Raw genomic sequence first — 20,285 nt, forward strand, 5'->3', positions numbered from 1 at the left:
TTTTCTCCAAAGGCGGTGAAATACACTGGGCTGATGCCCTCATCAAAGCCGCGCGGCCAATACGCCAAAGGAGCCGAGCGCCGCGAACAGATCATCCAGACGGCCACGGACGTCTTCGCTACTGAAGGCTTTGAAGGCACCGCCCTGAAGCGCGTGGCAGAGCTCGTGGGGGTGAGGGAAGCCACCCTTTTCCACTACTTCCGGGGCAAGCAGGAACTGCTGACCGCAGTCCTGGCTGAGCGGGACCGCCGCAGCCTGGCGGCAATGGGCGCCGAAGAAGCAGGGCTGGCGTTGATGGTGCGTTCTGCGGAGCGGAACCGGAGTGAACCGGGGCTCACCACCCTTTACGCCGTGGCGTCAGCCACCGCCAACGACCCGGGACATGACTCGCACGGCTACTTCAAGGAGCGTTACGGCGAGGTGGTTGACGTGCTGGCAGCTGACATCGAGCGCCGCCAGTCGGCCGGGCAGGCACGCTCCGACCTGCCGGCGGGGGACCTGGCCCGCCTGGTGGTGGCGGTTTCCGACGGCCTGCAGCTGCAATGGCTTTATGACAAGGGCGTGGATGTGGCCGATGGGCTGCGCGAGTTCATCGATGTGCTCCTGAAGCCGCCGTCCGCGTAGGGGGTATCAGCCGTGGACGGTGGTGCGCGGCGCCTTGGCAGGGCCGGTGCTGGCCCGGATTTCAAGGCGCGGCTGGTAGCGGCTGCCCGGGGTTTCGGTCCCTTCCTTCCGGATCAGGGCCCGGAGCTGGTGCCAGGCCTGCTCGCCCAGTTCGGTGATGGGCACCGCGCCGGTGGTGAGTGCCGGCGTCGTATACCTGGCGAAGGGGATGTCATCGAAGCCGGTGACGGAGATGTCGCCGGGAACGTCCATGCCGCGCTCGTGGAGGCCGCTCATCAGGCCCATGGCCACCAGGTCGTTGAACGCCAGGATCCCCGTGGCCCCGCTGGCAAGCACCGCATCCACGGCTTCATGCCCGGTATCGAAGTCAGAGCCGCCCTCCAGCATGGTGACGTCCACTTCGGGGTGGGCGGCCTTGAACTTCTCCAGGCCCTTGAGCCGCATCTCGTTGGAGGCGCTGCGGGGCGGGCCCGCCAGGAAGGCCAGGCGGGTGTGGCCTAGTTCCACCAGGTGTTCGGCGATGTCCTGGACACCTTGGCCGTAGTCCACTACCAGGCTGGGTACATCGGGCGCTGTGGTGGTGCGGTTGATCAGCACCAGGGGGTGGAGTGAGGGTGCAATCTCCTCGAGCTCCGCGTCCGTCATGCGCGGGGCGCACAGGACCAGTCCGTCGCAGCGCCGTCGCGCTTCGCCTGCCAGGATGGATTCCTCGCTGGACACCTCGAACGAGTCCGCAATGAGCACCCGGTAACCGTCCTGCGCCGCGGCCCGGCTCAGGCCGCGGAGGATCGCCTGGAACGTGGGGTTCGCAAGGTCCGGCACCACGATGCCGATGGTGTCCGTCTTGCCCAGCGCCAGGCTGCGGCCCACGGGGTTGGGCTGGTACTTCAGTTCCGCAGCGGCCGCACGAACCCTGGCTGCGATGTCCGGGTCCACGGTGAAGTTCCCGTTCATGACGCGGGAAACCGTGGCATGGGAAACTCCCGCCTTGACGGCGACGTCCGCGATGCCGATCCGGCCGCTTGCCGATTTTCTGGCCATGGAGAACCCTTCTTTTGCGCCGTTGGCCGGCGCCGCAGGCTAAATGTTGGTGTTCGCGGCACGCCGGCCTCCCGGCGGGTGCTGTGAAAGACAGCATATACGGCAGTGGGAAAGCGATTTCTACCTTCTTCCGGGTCATTTTCCCGTGTTGGGTGAAGGGGAGTCGTGATGCCTCGCAGGAAACCGCTTTCTTCCTTTCCTGGAAGTGGTTGACGGATGCGCCGACAGGTTGGTACAACTCTTATAGGGGAGTGAGAAAACGCTTTCTCGCTCCTCTGCCCGGTGCAGCAACGCGCCGCCGCCTGAACACCGCCGCCCTCCGCGGGATATGAGCTTTTTCGAAAGGGACCCCATGGTCAACACAGCCGAGACCACGTCGGCCGCAGCTGCTTCTCAGCCCGGCACTGCCGCCGGCGCCGAGACCGCCACCGCTGGAGGCACTGCCGCCCGGAAGGGCGGGAAGGCCCGCATTGCCCTGATCGGCACCGGCGGCCGCTCCGAAATGTACATCCGCGCCATTTACGGCAAGCATGCGGACACCGCCGAGCTGGTTGCCTTCTCGGATGTGAACCCCGGACGTGTGGGGTTCTACCAGAAGCTCATCCAGGAACTGGGCGCCCCCGGCCCGGTTGCGTCGTTCGACCCCGCCCAGCTCACCGGCTTCGTCCAGGCCAACAACATCGACCGGATCATCGTGACCACGCCGGACTACACCCACGCCGACTACATCGTGGAGGGGCTCCGCGCGGGCGCTGACGTCGTCGTTGAAAAGCCCCTGACCATTGACGCCGGGAGCTGCCGCCGCATCGTCCAGGCTGTCCATGAGACCGGCCGGAATGTTGTGGTCACGTTCAACTACCGCTACTCGCCGCGCAACAGCGCCCTCAAGGAAATCATCCAGAGCGGCGTGATCGGCAAGGTCACCTCCATCGATTTCAGCTGGGTCCTGGACACCGTCCACGGCGCTGACTACTTCCGCCGCTGGCACCGCGAGAAAAAGAACTCCGGCGGGCTGCTGATCCACAAGGCCTCCCACCACTTCGACCTGGTCAACTGGTGGATCGACGATGTTCCGGAGCGGGTCTTCGCTTCCGGCGGCCTGAAGTTTTACGGCGACACGAACGCTGCGGAGCGCGGTCTGGGCCCGCGGCCTGACCGGGGAACGCCCGACGCCGGTGCCCCTGCCGTCGAAAGGGATCCCTTTGCACTCGACCTGAGGGAGGACGAGCGGCTCAAAGCCCTGTTCCTGGACAACGAGCACTACGACGGCTACCGCCGTGACCAGGACGTTTTCAGTGGCGGGATCACCATCGAGGACAACCTCGCGCTGGTGGTGGAGTACCAGGGCGGACCGCGCCTGAGCTACTCCCTGAACGCCCACAGTCCCTGGGAGGGCTACCGGGTGGCGGTCAACGGCACCGAAGGCCGGGCAGAACTTGAAGTGGTGGAGCGTGCCGCCGTCCTGCACAGCACTGACCAGAAGACCGTGGTGGACCCCAGCGCCACCCCCGTCGAGGAGGACGACGCGGTCCGCCGCAACGGCGAACGCCTGGTGGTCCAGCGCCACTGGGAGGCCGCCTACGAAGTCCCCATCATCAACGGCGAGGGCGGCCACGGCGGCGGTGACGAACTCCTGCTTTCCGACCTCTTCAACGGCCCGGGCGAGGACCCGCTGGGCCGTCCCTCCGGCTACCTGGACGGGTTGCGTTCGGTGTCAGTGGGCATCGCCGGCAACCGCTCCCTTGAAACGTCCCTGCCCGTCCGGGTTGAAGACCTGGACCTGGGGGCCGACCTTCGCCGCGGGAGTAAGGGAAAGCCATGAGCAGGATATTCGTTACCGGCGGTGCCGGCCGCCTGGGCCGCAGCGTAGTTGCGGGGCTGGCCGGGGCGGGCCACGAGGTGATCTCCGTGGACCGCGAGGCCGTGCCCGCAGAACTGCTGCCTGCCGGCGTCGTTCAGGAAACCGCCGACCTCCTGGCCCCGGGAGAGGCGCTGCGCCTTCTCCGGGACGCAGCGCCCGACGCCGTCATCCACCTTGCGGCGATCGCGGTGCCGTTCAGTGCGCCCGAGGACGTCATTTTCGCCACGAACACCCGGCTCGCCTTTGCCGTCATCAGCGCAGCGACGGAGCTGGGGGTGTCCAAAATCGTCACGGCCAGCAGCCCCACTGTCCTTGGATACGGCTGCCCGGCCGGGTGGCTGCCGCCGTCGTTCCCGCTCGATGAACGGACCCCGCCGAAGCCCTGGAACGCCTACGCGCTGTCCAAACTCATCGCGGAGCAGACCATGCAGATGTTCGCCGCCGCGCAGGGGGAGAAGATCCGGTACGCCGCGTTCCGCCCCTGCTTCGTCATCTCGCCGGAGGAATGGGAAGGCGCGCCCACGCAGCAGGGCCACACCCTCGCCGAACGCCTGGCGGACCCGGCCCTCTCGGCCCCGGCGCTGTTCAACTACGTCGATGCGCGGGACGTGGCGGACTTCCTGGACCTGCTGCTCGAAAAGATGGAAGACATTCCCAACGGGGAAACCTTCTTCGTGGGAGCGGCAGACGCCCTTGCAACTAAGCCCCTGGCGGAGCTGATGCCGGCACTCCTTCCGGGCAGCGAGGCGCTCAGCTCCGGCCTCACCGGCACCAGCCCCGCTTTTTCCATAGCTAAAGCCCAGGAGCTCCTGGGGTGGCAGCCCAAGCGCAGCTGGCGCACAGAACTCAAGTCAACCCTCAACGACGAGGCCTCCGCGCTGGTAACCGCCGGCACCCGAGGCAAGGAGACATCATGAAATTCGACGGCGTACTGTTCTTTCCCGTGACCCCGTTCACCGCCGAAGGTGCCGTGGACGTGGATCTGCTCAAGGAACACATCAGCTCCCGGCTTCCCTTTGGACCGGGCGGAGTCTTCCCCGCCTGCGGCACCGGCGAATTCCATGCCCTCAGCATCGAGGAGGTCCGCACCGTGGTGGCGGCCGCCGTCGAGGTTGTTGCCGGACAGGTCCCGGTGGTGGCCGGTGCCGGAGGACCGCTGGGCCACGCGCTCGCCGCCGCCCGCGCCGCAGAGGAAGCCGGCGCCGACGCCCTCCTGGTGCTCCCGCCGTACCTGGTCACCGGACCAACCGACGGGCTCGTGGCCTACATCGAGGCGGTGGCCAACGCCAGCAGCCTGCCGGTCATCGTGTACCACCGCGGCAACGCCAGGTTCACGGCCGCCTCCATGGCCAAGCTGGCCGCCAATCCCAAGGTCATCGGGTTCAAGGACGGCCTGGGCGATGTTGGCCTGGCCCAGGAAATCGTCACGGCGGTGAAGGCTGCCGGCCGGACGGACTTCGCCTTCTTCAACGGCCTGCTGACCGCCGAACTGACCCAGGGCGCCTACCGCGGACTGGGCATCCCGCTCTACTCGTCGGCAGCGTTCGCCATGGCACCGGAGATCGCCAAGGCCTATTACGACGCCTACGTGTCCGGCGATGAGGACCGCCGCAACGCCCTGCTCGAAGGCTTCTACGCGCCCCTGGTCCGCCTGCGCGACCAGACCCCCGGGTTCGGGGTCTCCCTGATCAAGGCCGGCTTGAGGCTCGCTGGGCTGCCCGTCGGTTCGGTGCGTCCGCCGCTGGTTGATCCCACGGAGGAACAGCTGGTGGAGCTCAAGGCCATCCTCGCCAAGGGCTACGAGCTGGCTGGCCGCTGATGAGCGCACCGGCCGCGGAGACGGTCCGCACCGTTCCCCGCATTACCGGCCTGTCCACCCGTCTCCTGACGGTTCCGCTGCGGCGGAGCTGGGGTGTGGAGGCGCCCGAGAACCACGTGATCGCCACCGAGATCCACACGGATGACGGCGGCGCGGGGCACGGTTTTTCCTGGACGCCCACCATCGGCCCCCAGGCGGTCCAGGCGCTGCTTGACTACGACATCGCACCGTTCGTTACCGGGCTTCCGGCCAACCCGGAAATTGTTTGGGACCCGCTGTGGAAGCGGCTGCACGAAGCCGGCGGCGGGGGACTCACCACCATCGCGATGGCAGGCGTTGACCTGGCACTCTGGGACCTGCAGGCACGGCGGGCGGGGACGTCCGTCACCGGCCTCCTGGGCCAGCGGCAGGACTCGGCCGAGGTCTACGGGTCCGGGGTGAACCTGCACTACACGCTTGAGGAACTGGTGGCGCAGGTTGACCGTTGGGTCGCCGCAGGCCACCAGGCAGTGAAGATCAAGGTGGGCAAACCGGACCTCCGCGAGGACTATGAACGTGTTGCCGCTGTCCGGTCGGTCCTGGGCCCTGACCGCCGGCTCATGATCGACGCGAACCAGCGGTGGGACCTGCCCGCCACCCTTCGCGCACTGGATGTACTCGCCGAATTCGGGCTGGAGTGGCTGGAGGAACCCATCCGTGCGGACGACCTCTGGGCCTACCGCAGGCTCCGAAAGCATTCCCCCGTGCCCATAGCCCTGGGCGAAAACCTGCACACCATCTACCGGTTCCGTGATTTCATCGAGGCGGAGGCGGTGGACATCATCCAGCCCAACATCATCCGGGTGGGAGGCATCACCCCCTTCCGGCGGATCGTGGAGCTGGCACGGACCCACAGCATCAAAGTCATGCCGCACCTGCTGCCGGAACTGTCCGGCCAGCTGGCCCTGACCCTGGCGGAGCCCACCCTGGTGGAAGACGTCGAAGAGGCGTCCTTCGAACAACTGGGCATCCTTGCCGGGCCATCGCCGGTGCGGTTCCACAACAGCAGGGTGACCCTCATGGACCCTGCCGGGCTGGGCTTCCGCTTCAAGGACGAGCTGTAACGATGCATCCCAACACGACTTTCACTGGATAACGAGGTACCTGACGTGACAACTGCAACGCTTTCCCTGACCGAGCTCACTGCTGCCGCCACGGCGGCAGCGAAAATCTCCGCGGCTGCCTCCGACGCCGAACGTGCGGGCTGGCTCAACGCCGTGGCGGACGCCCTGGACGCCGACGCCGCCGAACTGGTGGACATTGCTGACACCGAAACCAGCCTTGGGGCGCCGCGCCTGACGGGCGAGGTGGCCCGCACCACCGGCCAGCTGCGCCTGTTCGCCCGCGTGATCACCGAAGGCTCCTACCTGGAAGCCATCATCGACCACGCAGACCCGGCGGCAACTCCGCCCAGGCCGGACCTCCGCCGGATCCTCAGGCCCATCGGCCCGGTGGCAGTCTTCTCCGCCTCCAACTTTCCGTTCGCCTTCTCGGTGGCCGGCGGTGACACGGCTTCGGCCCTGGCCGTAGGCTGCTCGGTGATCGTCAAGGCCCACTCCGGCCACGTGCGGCTCTCCGAACGGACCGCGGAAATCATGGCGGAGGCGCTCCGTGCCGCGGGTGCGCCGGAAGGCCTGTTCGCCCTGGTCAAGGGCCGCGAAGTGGGCACCGCCCTGGTCCAGGACCCCGCCATCAAGGCCGTGGGCTTCACCGGCTCCATCCCCGGCGGGCGTGCCCTGTTCGACCTTGCCACCTCCCGCCCCGATCCCATTCCGTTCTACGGGGAACTGGGCAGCCTCAACCCTGTGGTCATCACCGCGGCAGCACTGAAGGCCCGCCCCGCGGAACTCGCTGCCGGGCTGGCAGGCTCCTTCACCCTGGGCGCCGGGCAGTTCTGCACCAAGCCGGGCCTGGTGTTCATCCCGGCCGGGACGGACTTCGCTGCGGAGGTGGCTGCTGCCAGCAAGGACAAGCCCGCCCTGGGCATGCTGACCACCCGCATCGCGGAGGCGTACCCGGACGGCCTGCGCAGCTTCGCTGCAGTGGACGGCGTGGACGTGGTGGGCGGCAGCGTCGACCAGGACGCAGTGGCCAACGGCGCTGCCCCGGTGGTCTTTTCCACCAGCGTGGCAAAGGTCCTGGGGCGGCCGGAGCAGCTGCTCGAGGAATGCTTCGGGCCCACCACCATCCTGATCGAGTATGCGGACCAGGACGAACTGGCTGCCGTCCTGGCCAAGGTCCCGGGCAGCCTCACGGCCACGCTCCACAGCGAACCGGGCGAGGACATCACCGGCCTGGTGGATCAACTGTCCGGGCTGGCCGGACGTGTCCTGTTCGAAGGCTGGCCCACAGGTGTGGCCGTCAACTGGGCGCAGCAGCATGGCGGCCCGTACCCGGCCACCACATCGCTGTTCACCTCGGTGGGGGCGACGGCGGTCCGCAGGTTCCAGCGCCCCGTGGCCTACCAGGACGCCCCGGAATCGGTGCTGCACCCCGCGCTGCGCGAGGACAACCCGCTGGGAATCCCGCGGCGGGTTGACGGGGAACTCCGGCTCCCCTGAAACGCCCGCTCACTTTTGCCCAATTAAACTGGATCGCCCGCTCACTTGCGGCCGCACTGACGGCCCCGAGTGAGCGGGCGTTTCGGTTTTAAGCCCCAAATGAGAGCGGGCGTTGGGCCTAGAGCTGCAGCGTCACCGGCCGGGCCAGCCCGTTCACGGTGGCCACCGGCCAGCGCGGGTCCACGGTAAGGACGCGAAGCCCGGTCTCCGTGAGCTGCACTGTGTCCTCGATCTTGACGCCCGGCCCCGACGGGTTCCACGTGAAGGCCTGGTCCAGCACCACCGTGTCGGTCACAGTAGACGTCACCCGGGGATCCCGGCCGGCGTAACCGGCCGGTCCGCCCTGGTGGTGCTGCTCCCACTGGTCCGCCCCAAAACCGTGCCGCACGTAGGCGGCCTGGATCTCGGCAAAGATCCGATCCAGCGACGCCCCCGGAACCGTGGCGTCGAAAATGTCCGCCTCCACTGCGGCGATGCGGGCCTCGGCGTCGCGCTCCTCGGGGGTGCCGGCGTCGAACCTTATCCAGCGGGTGATGTTGGCAACCAGGCCGTCCCGGCGGGCGCACACCACGGCCATGGCGCGGCGTCCCAAGGGGGAGTGGGTTGCCAGGGGGTGCCGGAAGGCACTGCGGGAGCTGCCGTTGCAGAGGAGAACCAGCGGTTCGGCGCCGGCGGCCACTACGCGGGCAGCCAGTGCAGAAACCAATTCAAACTCTGTGGTGTCCCGGCGGGCTGCGGACAGGACATCCGTCATCATGCCGGCCAACTCCGCGCCAAGCAGCGAGTACCGCGCACCCTCGGCCGGGAGGAGCTGCTGCCGGGCCGCGCGCAGCTCCGCTGTGACGTCGCTTTCCGCCAGCGGCGGCTGGGAGCTATTGCCGGCGGCGGCCGCGGCCTGGGCCAGGTTGCCGTACCAGGGCACACTGTGGAGGTTGACCCCGGGAGGCAGTTCCTCCGCAGCAATGCGGCCGGCTTCGTTATTGAACGTCACCAGGTGGTCGCCGTAGCGGTCCACCAGCAGGGCGGCGATGGGATCACCGGCCAGGCTGATGTGGACCCGGCTGCCGTCCAGGTACCAGGTCAGGGCCGTGTTGGTGGTGAGGAGCAGTGAATCCCGCCCGGCTGCAGCCAGGATGTCCAGCACACGTTGGCGCTTAATGGCCCGGTCGGCCGGCGACCCGGGCGCCAGGCGTCCCCCCTGCGGTGGGGCGGCGGTGGTTGATGTTTGCGTCATGACGGGTCCCCCTGTTGGTTGATGAGTGCTTCGATCTCGGGTGTGGCCAGGATTCCGTCAGCCACGAAAACGGTGATGTGCCGCCGTACCGGACTTCCCGGGCGGGCGATGACGGGGGCGTCCCATGCCAGTGACTGGCCGATGCCCGGGTAGCCGTCCACCCGGACGAACCATGGGTCGGTGCAGTCCCCTGGAGCGACGAACACCAAGGTGGCCGGGCCGCCGTCGAACTGTCCCGACCATGCAAGCCAGCGCGCAACGCTGCCGTGCGTCTCCGCCTCGCCGGTGCCGGCCGGCGTCCATACGGCGGCGTCCGCACAGTGGGGCAGGCGCCAGAAGAAGCCGCCGTAGCCGCCTTCGAACCGGCCGTTGGAGCCGGGGCTGCCCAGGCTCACCGGCTTGTCCCCGGACGGGGACAGCGCGAAGTCCAGGGACAGCTGCCAGATGGAAGGCGCGACGCCGGACCATGCCCAGGTGCGTTCCTCTAGGAGGACGGGGGAGCCGTTGGGTCCGTTCCAGCTCAGGGTCTGCTGCAGACGGCCCTCGTGCCCGCTGCCGGCGTCAGGCTGTTCCAGCGCGGTGCCCGTGCTGGCGATGCTGCCGTGGTCGGGGCGCCAGACGTATGCCCCAGCTTCCCGGGTATAGGTGCGGCCGCCCCAGAAGTTCACCCCGTCCACGTCCTGCAGCGCCACGCCAACGCCCAGGTGCCACACGTGGTCCAGCGGCTGGTGGTCCGTCACCACCGTGCCGCCCAGCGTCCTGACGGGATGCAGGTAGGGCCGCGGGGAGGAGACTGCGCGGATGTGGCTGCCGTCCTGGTAGTCCGCCACCGGCTGGCCGTCCAGGGCCAGCGTGTGGACGGGCGGGAGGCACCGCGCCCAAGGGACACCGAGCTCTGCGAATGTGGCCTGCGCTTTGACGGCGCGCTCCATGAGGTCACTGATGCCCTGGACCACGGGGTGCGCGTCGTCGCCTTGGCCCTCCCAGGAGACGTACTGCGGGTCGATCGGTGTCGGTGCCGGGGAGGTGCGGATGGCTTCCAGCACGGCGGTGAACGCCCCGGTGTCTGCCAGTGCGGACAGCAGCGGTGCCCCCGTGGCACGGGCGTCCAGCAGGTTTTCCAGGAGGTCGGTCCGGCCGTACGTTTCGCGGCGCTCGCCGCCAGGCGTGGAGATAAGGACCTCGTCTTTTGTGTAGGAGAGGGTGATGTCGCCCAGGGTTCCGTGGACGGTGACGGTGGGGTCCAGTTGTTCGGGGGCGCAGAGCGTGAGGGCGCACAGCAGGGCGGATCCCTTGGCGGTGCGGATCCGAAGCACCGAGGTGTCGTCGCTTTCGGTCTCGTGCGCGCGGTACAGGTCCGTTTCCACGGAGGCGACATCCGCCAGGGAGTGGGCACCGGCCACATGCAATGCGGTGGCAACGGCATGGGCCAGCGCATTGGTGGCCACGCCGTCCACCACATCCGTGCCGTCCAGGCTGCGCTTTCCGGCCCAGCGGGAACGCTTGAAATAGGCCTTGGTCCGCAGCCACTGGCCGGTGGCGCTGACACCCAGGACGGTGCCGACGTCCCCGCCGTTCACCGCGTCCCTGATGGCGGGCAGGGCATGCGATCCCAGGCTCTGGAAGCCCACCTGGACCAGCCGTCCGTTCTCCTCCGCCGCTGCAAGGACTTGGCGGAACTGGGCCAGGGACGCCATCGGCGGCTTTTCGACGTAAACGTCCATCCCGGCTTCCAGGGCGGCGATCGCCAGTGGGGCATGGGTTTGGATGGGCGTGGCAAGAATGACGACGTCGACCCCCGGCTGTGCGGCCAGCAGGCCTTCCAGGTCCGGGAACACCGCCACCGACCGGGCCAGCGTGCCGGCTTCGGGCGGGTTGGGATCGGCGACGGCCACCAGTTCCAGGGCTCCGGCCTTTTCGAGCCTTGCCAAATTGGCGAGGTGGTGTTCGCCGAAGCCGTGCACACCCACCAGGGCGATCCGCGGGATTGCAGTGGGCGCGCCCTGGTGGTGCGCGAATTCCGGTGAAGACTGTGTTGTCACGGGCGTCCTTGGGGAGCTGATGGAAGGGTGGTCAGTAGGCCAGCGTCTTGGCCAGGAAATCAGTCGCCTCGGCCTGCATGCCCGCAGTGAAGACATGGCCGCCGGGCCAGAAGCTGCCGGTGTACATGTCCGTGCCGGCATGCAAGGCTTCCAGCCGACGGTGTGCCTGGCGCATCCCGTCCTCTGGAAAAAGTTCATCCGCGAGGGCGTACTGCACCAGAAACCGGGCAGCCGCTGACCTGCCGGTAAGATCCGGCCAGTCGCCGAGCTTCCACAGCCCCGGAGTCTGCAGCAGCCAGGAGTGCGCGTCCAGGTAGGCCGGGAAGAGTGACTCGAAGGTGGTCATCATGCAGGTGACCACCGCAGCCCGGATCCGCGGGCTGAGGGCGGCGAGGACCAGGGACCGGCCGCCCCCGCCCGAGAACCCGATGCACCCCAGGTTCTCCTGCTCCACGCCGGGCAGGGAGGCCAGGATGTCCAGGGCGGCGAGGTCGTCGTACGCCACCGTGCCGGCGAGGCTGGTGCCGAGCAGGCCTGCGGCTTTGGCAACCGTATCCTCGTGGAAGCCGGCGGCCGCGTTGTACTCATCCGCGTCGGAAGGCACGACGCCGTCCTCCCGCCACTGCGACTGCCTTGCCGCTGCCGCGGAGGCGGTCCGCCACGGGGGCGTTGAGAGGTCGAATTTACGGCTGCCCCAGGCGAAGGTGTCGTGGGCCAGCACCGCGAAACCGCGGCGGGCAATATCCGTGGCCAGGGCGCGGCCGTCATAAAGGCCGGTGCGGGCAGCGGTTGCTGACGGGTGGCCCTCCGGGAGCTCCACCAGCCGGTCCGCGCCGCCGAACTTGTTGCCGCCATGGCAGTGCAGTGCCAGGACGCCCGGCAGGGAACCGGAATGTCCAGCCGGCCGGACCAGCCACGCTGTAGTCCGCGGCCCGAAGCCCAACTGCCAGCTGAGCTGGGAGGTGGTGGCGCCGTCGTACGTTTCCTCCCAGTGCACCTTCACCTCTGGCAGCCCGCCAGCGCCCGGTACGCCCAGGGCGTCGGAGAGCTCCTGTGCCGCGGCCGTTGAGGCTCGGTGGCGGGGATGCTCGCGGATGTAGGCAGGCCAGTCATCGTGGCCTGGGATGGCGCTGGGGCGCGGTGCAGACGTCATGCTGCCTGCCTCCTTTCGGTGGGGAGATCTTTCCGAAGAGTACCTCCCTGCCGGTTCCCCGTGCGCCACGGGAGAAGTAACAGAAAGCGTTTTCTGAAAAACTAGCAAAGGGCTATACAGCCGTCAAGAAACCGTTTACTTTGGTACGGAGCCGCTTTTTTGATGGCAGCGCGGCGGCCGGAGTCCTGAAGCCTTTCCAGGCATCAGCCCGGCCGCCGCAGGTGCCGGATCCCCATCGCCCGGCGATGACAGCAACGTGGAGGCCACGATGACCAAAGGAGACCACATGGCCGCAAAACACATCCCCAGGACACCGCGTCCGGCCAAGGTGCCGGATGCCGTGCGCCTGGCGTCCCGGACGGAGCAGTTCCTGTGAGCGCCATCAGCGAGCTCAGCTCCATCACCCGGCGGAAGGGCAAAGCCACCGCCGAGGAAAAGAAGGCCAACAGGCGGGACAATAAGGCCGCCTATATCTTCCTGCTGCCGTGGCTGGTGGGCCTGGTGGCCATCACCATCGGCCCCATGCTGATGTCCCTCTACCTGTCCTTTACGGACTACAACCTGCTCCAGCCGCCCGAATGGACGGGGCTGGACAACTTCACCCGGATGCTCAGTGACGCCCGGCTGCACAACTCGCTGCGGGTCACTTTCACTTATGTCTTCGTCGGTGTGCCTCTGCAGCTCGCCGTTGCGCTGCTTATTGCGCTGGTGCTGGACAAGGGGCTCCGCGGCCTCCCGTTCTACCGATCGGTGTTCTACTTGCCGTCCCTCCTGGGCGGTTCCGTTGCTGTTGCCATCCTGTGGAAGCAGATCTTCGGCACCACGGGCCTGGTCAACCAGGTCCTGGCCATGTTCGGAATCCAGGGTCCGGGCTGGATCTCGGATCCGAGCACCGCTTTGGGGTCGATCATCCTGCTGCACGTCTGGACGTTCGGCGCACCCATGATCATCTTCCTGGCCGGCCTGCGGCAGATCCCCACCATGTACTACGAGGCAGCCAAGGTGGATGGCGCCAGCACGCTCCAGCAGTTCTGGCGGATCACCATGCCGATGTTGAGCCCGATCATCTTCTTCAACCTGGTGCTCCAGATCATCGGTTCCTTCCAGTCATTCACCCAGGCGTTCATCGTCTCGGGCGGCAACGGCGGGCCCTCGGACTCCACCATGTTCTTCACCTTGTACCTGTACCAAAAGGGCTTCGGCCAGTTCGATATGGGCTACGCGTCCGCCATGGCGTGGGTGCTGCTGCTCATCATTGGCGTCTTTACCGCCATCAACTTCATCGCTTCTAAGTATTGGGTTTTCTATGACGACTAACCTGGAGACGCTGCCCCCCGCGGACAAAAAGACCGCGGGCGCCGGCAAGCCTAACAACCGCAAGCGGCGGGTCCGTGAATCGCGTGGGACACTGGCCTTCAGCCGGGCCCAGCGCGGCAAATCGCTGATGAAGCACGGCATCCTGATCCTGGCCGGGGCGCTGATGATCTATCCGCTTCTGTGGATGGTGGTGTCCTCGCTGCGGCCCAACGAGATGATCTTCCGGGAGCCGGGCCTCTGGCTCAACAGCCTGGAGATGGGCAACTATACGTCCGGCTGGTCCGCCCTGACCCACCCCTTTGGCCACTACATGCTGAACTCGGCCATCGTGGTGATTGGCTCCATCCTGGGGAACCTTGTTTCCTGTTCCATGGCCGCCTACGCCTTCGCCCGGCTCCAGTTCACCGGGAAGAAGCTGTTCTTCGGCATCATGCTGCTGACCATCATGCTGCCGTTCCACGTGGTGATTGTTCCGCAGTACATCCTGTTTTCGCAGATCGGCTGGGTGAATACCTTCTGGCCGCTGCTGGTGCCCAAGCTGCTGGCCACGGACGCGTTCTTCGTCTTCCTGATGGTGCAGTTCATCCGCGGCATCCCGCGCGAACTCGATGAAGCTGCGCGGATTGACGGTGCCGGCCATCCGCGCATCTTCCTGCGGGTCATCCTGCCGCTGATGGTGCCGGCGCTGGCCACCACCACCATCTTCACCTTCATCTGGACCTGGAACGACTTTTTCGGGGCCCTGATCTACCTCACCGATCCGGACATGTTCACCGTTCCGGTGGCGCTGCGGGCCTTCGTGGATTCACAGTCGGCCACCAGTTGGGGATCGTTGTTCGCCATGTCCATCGTTTCGCTCCTGCCGGTCTTCCTGGTGTTCCTCTTCGGCCAGCGGTTCCTCATCAAGGGCATCGCCACCACAGGTATCAAGTAACCCCCAGGCAATGCCCCTCAGGGGTCCGCCCCGGCGGCGGGTCCCAGGCTGTTATGGGCAGACGCGTCCACTTACTGCCACGGCCAAGCATCTTGTATTACAAGTTTTAGGCTTGTAGCCTAGGTACCGGAAAGCGCTTTCATAGGTTTCATTTGGACCCGGCGGGTTTCCCGCCCTGACATTCCCCTCAAGCAATTACCAGAGACCACCCACCCGCACCTGGATCAACGAAGATCGGAGTACACAGTGCCGCTTTTTCCCCGACCTGTTTCTGCTGCCAAGCAGCATGCAGGGGCACCCACCTCAGGCCCCAACCCTAGAACCCGCAGTGGCCGGACCCGCAAGGCCGGTGCAGTTGCCGCCGCCGTTGCCGCCGTCATGGCGCTCAGTGCATGCGGGGGAGGAGCCGCGCCGCAGAATGCGGACGGCACCGTCGAGCTCCGCTTCTCCTGGTGGGGCGGCGACAAGCGCGCCCAGCTCACGCAGGAGGCCATCAAGCAGTTCGAAGCCGAAAACCCCAAGATCAAGATTAGACCGGAGTTTGGGGACTGGAGCGGCTACTGGGACAAGCTGGCCACGCAGGTGGCGGCCAATGACGCCCCCGACATCATTCAGATGGATGAAAAGTACATTACGGAGTACTCCAGCCGCGGCGCCCTCCTGGACCTCTCCAAGTACGACATCGACACCTCCAAGCTGGATGAAGCAGCGCTCAACGCCGGCAAGGGAGAGAAAGGCCTGACAGGTATCGCCGCAGGAATCAACGCCGCCACCATCCTGGCCAACCCGGCCGTCTTCCAGGCTGCGGGCGTTCCGCTTCCGGATGACACCAAGTGGACGTGGGACGACTTTGGCCGCATCGCCGCCGAGATTACCGCCAAGTCCCCGAAGGGAACCTACGGCGCTGCGGCTTACGGAACCGACGAGGCGTCCCTGGGGGTCTGGCTCCGGCAGAACGGCAAATCGCTGTATACGTCCGATGGCAAGCTGGGCTTCGAGTCTGGTGACATCGCGGAATGGTGGGCTTTCCTGAAGAAGCTCAGCAAGGACAAGGCGGTGCCGTCGGCATCCGAGGTGGTGGAAGCCGAGGCTGCTCCGCTCGACCAGAGTGGACTGGCAACAGGCAAGAACGGCATGGCCTTCTGGTGGTCCAACCAGGCGCCGGCCCTGGAAAAGGCCAGCGGCGGGGACCTGAAGATCCTGCGGTTCCCCACCAAGACCGGGTCGTCCGCTGACACCGAGCTCTGGTACAAGGCCTCGCAGTTCTGGTCAGCATCATCACGCACCAAGCACCCGCAGGAAACCGCCAAGTTCATCAACTTCCTCACCAACAACGTCAAAGCGGGCGAGGCACTGCTGGCAGACCGCGGCGTCTACCCGAACTCCGACGTCCGGGCAGCCATCCAGCCGAAACTCACGCCGGCCGACGTCAAGGTGGTCAACTTCATCGACCAGATCAAGGATGAGCTCGGCGAGGCCCCTGCCCCGCCGCCGAAGGGTGCCGGCGCCATCCAGGAAATCATCAAGCGCTACACCTCCGAAGTTCTCTTCGAGCGCTTGTCCCCGGAAGATGCCGGCAAAAAAGCAACGGATGAGATGAAGTCGGCCATCACCAAGTAAGTCCACCGCCAACACGGCTCCGGACAGTCTGCAGGGACGCCTCCCAATCCAGACGTTCGACGGCGGGTCGCAGCCCTGCCCCGGAAAGTAACCAATGGTTCTTCCCGGGGTGGGGCTGTTTGGCGCTCTGTTGACTCCGGTATCAGGCACCGCGTGAACTCCGGCGTCAGCAGGGCGAGCAGTACGGAACGCCTGTCTTGCTGGGCCTCGAGTCTTGGGGGAGCTGCCGGGGCCCGGTGGCGCGGGACGGTGCGACCCTCCCCAAAGTGTGGACGGCATGAGTGGGCAGGGCCTGTACACCTTCCTGCGGCCCCTCTGCGCCGCCAGTCCGCCCGGCCGGCGGCGGTGGGACTTCCTGATCTTTGGTTTGTGCTACACAATCCCCGCTGGATGAAAGAGGAGGGCTCGCAGGTCGGGCCATTGGTGGATCGGCCAGTCGAGTGCCTGGGAGTGGTGGAGTGGTAAGTGTGACCGGTTGGGGTGGTGTTCGCCACCGTGTGCCGCGGACCGGGGACGGGTTCCGCTGTCCATCTGGGTGTTTCTTTGGTGTGGTTGCAGGCTTCGCACAAACCCTGCCCGTTACTGGCCGTCGTGGGTCCGCCGTTGTGCCAGGACGTCACGTGGTCGTGGTGCCGGATGGGGGCGTCACAGTACGGGGTCCGGCAGGTATCGTCCCGGACCTGGAGGAAGCGTTTGAGTCCTGCCGGGAAGAGCCGGGCTTTGGAGTCCATTGCCACCAGGTTCCCGCTGCCAGGGGCGGTGTAGAGCCGGCGGACCCAGAGGTCGAGCTCGGGATTCGACCCCGAGTCACGTGTTGCCGTTCCGGCGCGTGCTTCGGTGCCGGCAAGGGCGAGTTCCCTGGCGACTCCTGCGGGAATAATGCCGTAGCCGGGCAGCCGTGCCGGTTCGGCGTCGGCCTGCAGGAGGGTGCGGTCGGTCATGACGAGCTGGATCTCCACCCCGGTGATGCCGCCGGGGGTGCCCGTGACGCGTTCGACCAGGGCGTCCGCCATCAACTGCCCCCGCGACTGGTCATCACCGTTCGAGCGGGCGGTGTCAGCGTCTGTACTGAGAGCGGCGTACGCGGCCACGCCCTGGGCGAGGGGCAGCAGCGCGGTCAGGTAGGCCATCGTGTCCGGGGCCGGGCGCAGGCTCACGGTCCGTTCCGTGACCGCCCGTGCCGCCCGTTTCGCGACCGAGGCGGGGTCCCGCCGGTACGCCGCCGCCCGGACCGCGGCGATGATGGCCTTGTCTCCCATGCCCTCCAGCGCACCGGTGTCGGCGGCGAGTTCCTCATCCACCCCGGCCCGGTCCTCGACCGTCAGGCAGATGGTGTCCTTCACGATCAGGGTGGCCCGCCACTCATTCAACAACCCACTGCGGAACGCCGCGAACGTGTGGGCCATTCCGGTCAATGTTTTGGCCAGGCCCAGCAGCCGGGAACCCCGGGCTGGTGACTCCCGCCGGGCCAACGCGATCTGCGCCGCGACTCCAGAGCCCTGTTCCTCGGCCGGCACTCCGGCGGCCGCCTGCTCCCGCCGCTGGGACAGATCAAAAGCCACGGATATTTCGGCCTGCCGGGCACCCGCGAGTGATTTCAGGTCCTCCAGGCCACGAATCTGATCGATCATCCCCGCACCATCGGCAGGGAACGGGACGCGGGAGAGCAGGCCCAGGACATCACCAAGGGAAGGTGCGGCGGGCGGGTAAAGAGCGGCACCAACAGCGGACAATCCGACGCGTCCCACCGCCCGTTGTACTCCCACCGATTCCACAACCGCTTCCATAACCAAAGTCTTCCACCAGGGTCCGACAACGCCAGCCACCCAAAAGCCCCATGTGGAAAACACGACCTGCGTCCGCAGGAGCCCTGCCATAAACGGAAAGGGCGGCACCCAAAGGGAGCGTGCCGCCGTCGTACGTTTGGCGCAGCAGAGCCTAGCCCTCAGCAACCACCGCCACGCCGCCCGCGGGAACAGAGCCGCCAAATGGCTCACCTGTCAACAGATCGGTGCCCGTGGCGGAAACTGAGGCATCCGAACGAGTGTGGTTGATGGCGAACAGGAAGCTCTGCCCGTCGGCCGACGTCCTGCGGACCAGCTCCACCCCGGCATCGGCGGCGGCAGCGGGGGAGACCCCCGACTCGGCCACCAGCTTGTCCAGGAGAGCACCAATGCCATCCGGGTCGGGGAAGGTCGCCAGGTACCAGGCCGCCCCGGAACCTACGGCACGGCGGGTAAGGGACGGAACACCTTCCAGCGGGTATTCGGTAAAGGCCTGGACGGCTTCGGCGCCCTCCAGGTGGACATGCTCGCTCCACACCGAGGAGACCGTCCCGTCGCTCAGCTTGAGTTGCGACCCGGCAAGCAGGGGGTGGAACTCCTCCACGCGCGCCCCCAACAGGTCGCGGAATGCGCCGGGATAGCCGCCCAGCCGCACGTGGTCCTGCATGTCAACGATCCCGCTGAAGTAGCCCACCAGCACGGTGGCGCCGGCAGCAGCCGCGGCAGCGATGTTGGCTGCATTTCCGTCCGACACCGCGTACAGCGTGCACACCAGCACCAGGTCGTATCCCTCCAATGACGCGGAGGGATGGACTACGTCCACGGAGATCCCGCGGAGGAACAGGTCGCGATGGAACGCCCGCAGCAGGTCCAGGTACTTCACATCGATGCTGGGCTTCGAGTCGATTTCGCCGGCCCACCACGCCTCGTAGTCAAAGACAATGGCGGCCCGGGACCGCACCCGTGAGCCGCGGACCGGCTCCAGCCTCTTCAACGCCTCGCCGAGTTCCACAACCTCGCGCCACACGCGCGTGTCCCGGCCGCCGTGCGGAACCATGGCGGAATGGAACTTCTCCGAGCCGGCGAAGCTCTGGCGCCATTGGAAGAACATCACTGCATCAGCTCCACGGGCCACGTGCGCTAAGGAATTGCGCAGCATCTCGCCGGGCATCTTGGGCTGGTTGCGGGGCTGCCAGTTGACGGCCGACGTCGAATGTTCCATCAGGATCCATGGGTCGCCGCCCGCAATGCCACGGGTGAGGTCCGCGCTGAACGCGAGTTCGACATGGCGTTCGGGGTCTGCGGCCACCAGATAGTGGTCGTTGGCGATGACGTCCAGGTCCTTGGCCCAGTCGAAGTAGTCCATGGCCTTGGTGGCACTTGAGGCCATCAGGTTGGTGGTGCAGGGGATATCCGGGGTCAGCTCGCGCAGGATTGCCACGAGCTCGCGGTAATAATCCATCAGCGCCCAGGAACTGAACCGCTGGAAGTCCAGTTGCTGGCCCGGGTTCAGCGTGGACGGCGCAACAGAAGGCGGCAGGATCTCAGCGAAGGAGCCGTAGTTCTGGGACCAGAACGCCGTGCCCCAGGCGGCGTTGAGCGCGCCGATGGTCCCGTACCGCCGCTCAAGCCACGTGCGGAAAGCGGCGGCGTCTTCCTCGCCATGGAACTCCGAGACGTGGCAGCCCAGCTCGTTGTCCACGTGCCACAGCGCCAGGGCCGGGTGGTCCCCGTACCGTTCGGCGAGGGCCCGCGTGATCCCCGCGGCGTAGCGGCGGTAAACGGACGACGACGGCGTGTAGTGCCGCCGCGAGCCCGGCCCCAGCACGGTTCCGTCAGCCGTGACCGGCAGGATTTCCGGGTGCTTGCGGACCAGCCAAGCCGGGGGAGCGGCGGTGGCGGTGGCCAGGGCTACCTTCACGCCGATCCCTGCGAGGTTGTCCATCACCTCATCCAGCCACCCGAAATCGTACTGCCCCTCGGCGGGTTCAAGCAGTGCCCACGAGAAGATCCCCACGCTGAGGAAGTTCACGCCCGCCTCCTGCATGAGATCCAGGTCCTCCAGCCGGACGCTCACCGGCCACTGCTCAGGGTTGTAGTCACCGCCGAAGGCGAGGCCCTCAACCTTGTTCCAAATGCTCGGAGGGGCGGTGGTTTCCTGCTGTGCCATGTGGCTCCTTTGTCTGCTCGGGAGTTGGAACGGGGTATTGGACAGACGTCTGGAAAACGCTTGCCCAATGACGGGAATGCCGCTAT

Annotated in this window: 14 protein-coding genes and 1 pseudogene; 9 read left to right on the forward strand and 6 right to left on the reverse strand. The window is 66.8% G+C overall.

Annotation, left to right across the window (positions count from 1 at the left end; all coding sequences use genetic code 11):
• The first annotated feature begins 33 nt into the window (after positions 1 to 33).
• Positions 34 to 624 (forward strand): TetR/AcrR family transcriptional regulator, encoded by a 591-nt coding sequence (locus ACTHQS_RS10945; RefSeq protein WP_440168597.1) that lies wholly within the window; start codon positions 34 to 36, stop codon positions 622 to 624.
• A 6-nt stretch (positions 625 to 630) separates the two neighbouring features.
• On the opposite strand, the gene ACTHQS_RS10950 is transcribed toward ACTHQS_RS10945, so the two are convergent.
• Positions 631 to 1,665: a LacI family DNA-binding transcriptional regulator gene (locus tag ACTHQS_RS10950; protein ID WP_440168599.1), complete on the reverse strand. Its 1,035-nt coding sequence runs from the start codon at positions 1,663 to 1,665 to the stop codon at positions 631 to 633.
• A gap of 352 nt (positions 1,666 to 2,017) precedes the next feature.
• Between ACTHQS_RS10950 and ACTHQS_RS10955 the strand changes: the two genes are divergently transcribed.
• Genes ACTHQS_RS10955 through ACTHQS_RS10975 form a run of 5 tightly spaced genes read left to right on the forward strand, consistent with a single transcriptional unit; the run spans position 2,018 to position 7,945 of the window.
• Entirely contained in the window at positions 2,018 to 3,487 is a 1,470-nt protein-coding gene (locus ACTHQS_RS10955; RefSeq protein WP_440168601.1) for a Gfo/Idh/MocA family protein, read from the forward strand.
• Positions 3,484 to 4,443: an NAD-dependent epimerase/dehydratase family protein gene (locus ACTHQS_RS10960; protein ID WP_440168603.1), complete on the forward strand. Its 960-nt coding sequence runs from the start codon at positions 3,484 to 3,486 to the stop codon at positions 4,441 to 4,443. Before ACTHQS_RS10955 ends, ACTHQS_RS10960 begins: the two co-directional genes overlap by 4 nt.
• A complete protein-coding gene (locus ACTHQS_RS10965; protein ID WP_440168605.1) occupies positions 4,440 to 5,345 on the forward strand; it encodes a 5-dehydro-4-deoxyglucarate dehydratase in 906 nt (301 codons plus the stop codon). The genes ACTHQS_RS10960 and ACTHQS_RS10965 overlap by 4 nt, the downstream gene beginning before the upstream one ends.
• The gene (locus ACTHQS_RS10970) at positions 5,345 to 6,448 is read left to right on the forward strand and encodes a mandelate racemase/muconate lactonizing enzyme family protein (protein ID WP_440168607.1); all 1,104 of its coding nucleotides are present in this window, start codon (positions 5,345 to 5,347) and stop codon (positions 6,446 to 6,448) included. The genes ACTHQS_RS10965 and ACTHQS_RS10970 overlap by 1 nt, the downstream gene beginning before the upstream one ends.
• Before the next feature lie 45 nt (positions 6,449 to 6,493).
• Positions 6,494 to 7,945 (forward strand): aldehyde dehydrogenase (NADP(+)), encoded by a 1,452-nt coding sequence (locus ACTHQS_RS10975; RefSeq protein WP_440168609.1) that lies wholly within the window; start codon positions 6,494 to 6,496, stop codon positions 7,943 to 7,945.
• Positions 7,946 to 8,063: 118 nt separating this feature from the next.
• Here the strand turns inward: ACTHQS_RS10975 and ACTHQS_RS10980 are convergent, their stop codons facing one another.
• From ACTHQS_RS10980 to ACTHQS_RS10990, 3 genes are read right to left on the reverse strand one after another with little or no spacing between them, the layout of a single operon-like run.
• Positions 8,064 to 9,179 (reverse strand): M24 family metallopeptidase, encoded by a 1,116-nt coding sequence (locus ACTHQS_RS10980; protein ID WP_440168611.1) that lies wholly within the window; start codon positions 9,177 to 9,179, stop codon positions 8,064 to 8,066.
• The gene (locus ACTHQS_RS10985; RefSeq protein ID WP_440168613.1) at positions 9,176 to 11,221 is read right to left on the reverse strand and encodes a DUF6807 family protein; all 2,046 of its coding nucleotides are present in this window, start codon (positions 11,219 to 11,221) and stop codon (positions 9,176 to 9,178) included. The genes ACTHQS_RS10980 and ACTHQS_RS10985 overlap by 4 nt, the downstream gene beginning before the upstream one ends.
• A gap of 31 nt (positions 11,222 to 11,252) precedes the next feature.
• Entirely contained in the window at positions 11,253 to 12,374 is a 1,122-nt protein-coding gene (locus ACTHQS_RS10990; RefSeq protein WP_440168615.1) for an acetylxylan esterase, read from the reverse strand.
• A gap of 372 nt (positions 12,375 to 12,746) precedes the next feature.
• Between ACTHQS_RS10990 and ACTHQS_RS10995 the strand changes: the two genes are divergently transcribed.
• The 3 genes from ACTHQS_RS10995 to ACTHQS_RS11005 all read left to right on the forward strand — a co-directional run bounded on the left by ACTHQS_RS10995 (position 12,747) and on the right by ACTHQS_RS11005 (position 16,245).
• A complete protein-coding gene (locus tag ACTHQS_RS10995) occupies positions 12,747 to 13,691 on the forward strand; it encodes a carbohydrate ABC transporter permease (protein ID WP_440168617.1) in 945 nt (314 codons plus the stop codon).
• A complete protein-coding gene (locus tag ACTHQS_RS11000) occupies positions 13,681 to 14,625 on the forward strand; it encodes a carbohydrate ABC transporter permease (protein ID WP_440168619.1) in 945 nt (314 codons plus the stop codon). The genes ACTHQS_RS10995 and ACTHQS_RS11000 overlap by 11 nt, the downstream gene beginning before the upstream one ends.
• 246 nt (positions 14,626 to 14,871) lie before the next feature.
• The gene (locus ACTHQS_RS11005; protein ID WP_440168621.1) at positions 14,872 to 16,245 is read left to right on the forward strand and encodes an ABC transporter substrate-binding protein; all 1,374 of its coding nucleotides are present in this window, start codon (positions 14,872 to 14,874) and stop codon (positions 16,243 to 16,245) included.
• Between the two features lie 446 nt (positions 16,246 to 16,691).
• Here ACTHQS_RS11005 and ACTHQS_RS11010 read toward each other — a convergent pair.
• A pseudogene (locus ACTHQS_RS11010) lies at positions 16,692 to 17,876 on the reverse strand (HNH endonuclease); the annotation flags it as partial.
• A gap of 307 nt (positions 17,877 to 18,183) precedes the next feature.
• A complete protein-coding gene (locus ACTHQS_RS11015) occupies positions 18,184 to 20,199 on the reverse strand; it encodes a beta-galactosidase (RefSeq protein ID WP_440168623.1) in 2,016 nt (671 codons plus the stop codon).
• Between the last annotated feature and the right edge of the window lie 86 nt (positions 20,200 to 20,285).

This window comes from Arthrobacter sp. SAFR-044, from assembly GCF_051965175.1.
Taxonomy (GTDB): Bacteria; Actinomycetota; Actinomycetes; order Actinomycetales; family Micrococcaceae; genus Arthrobacter.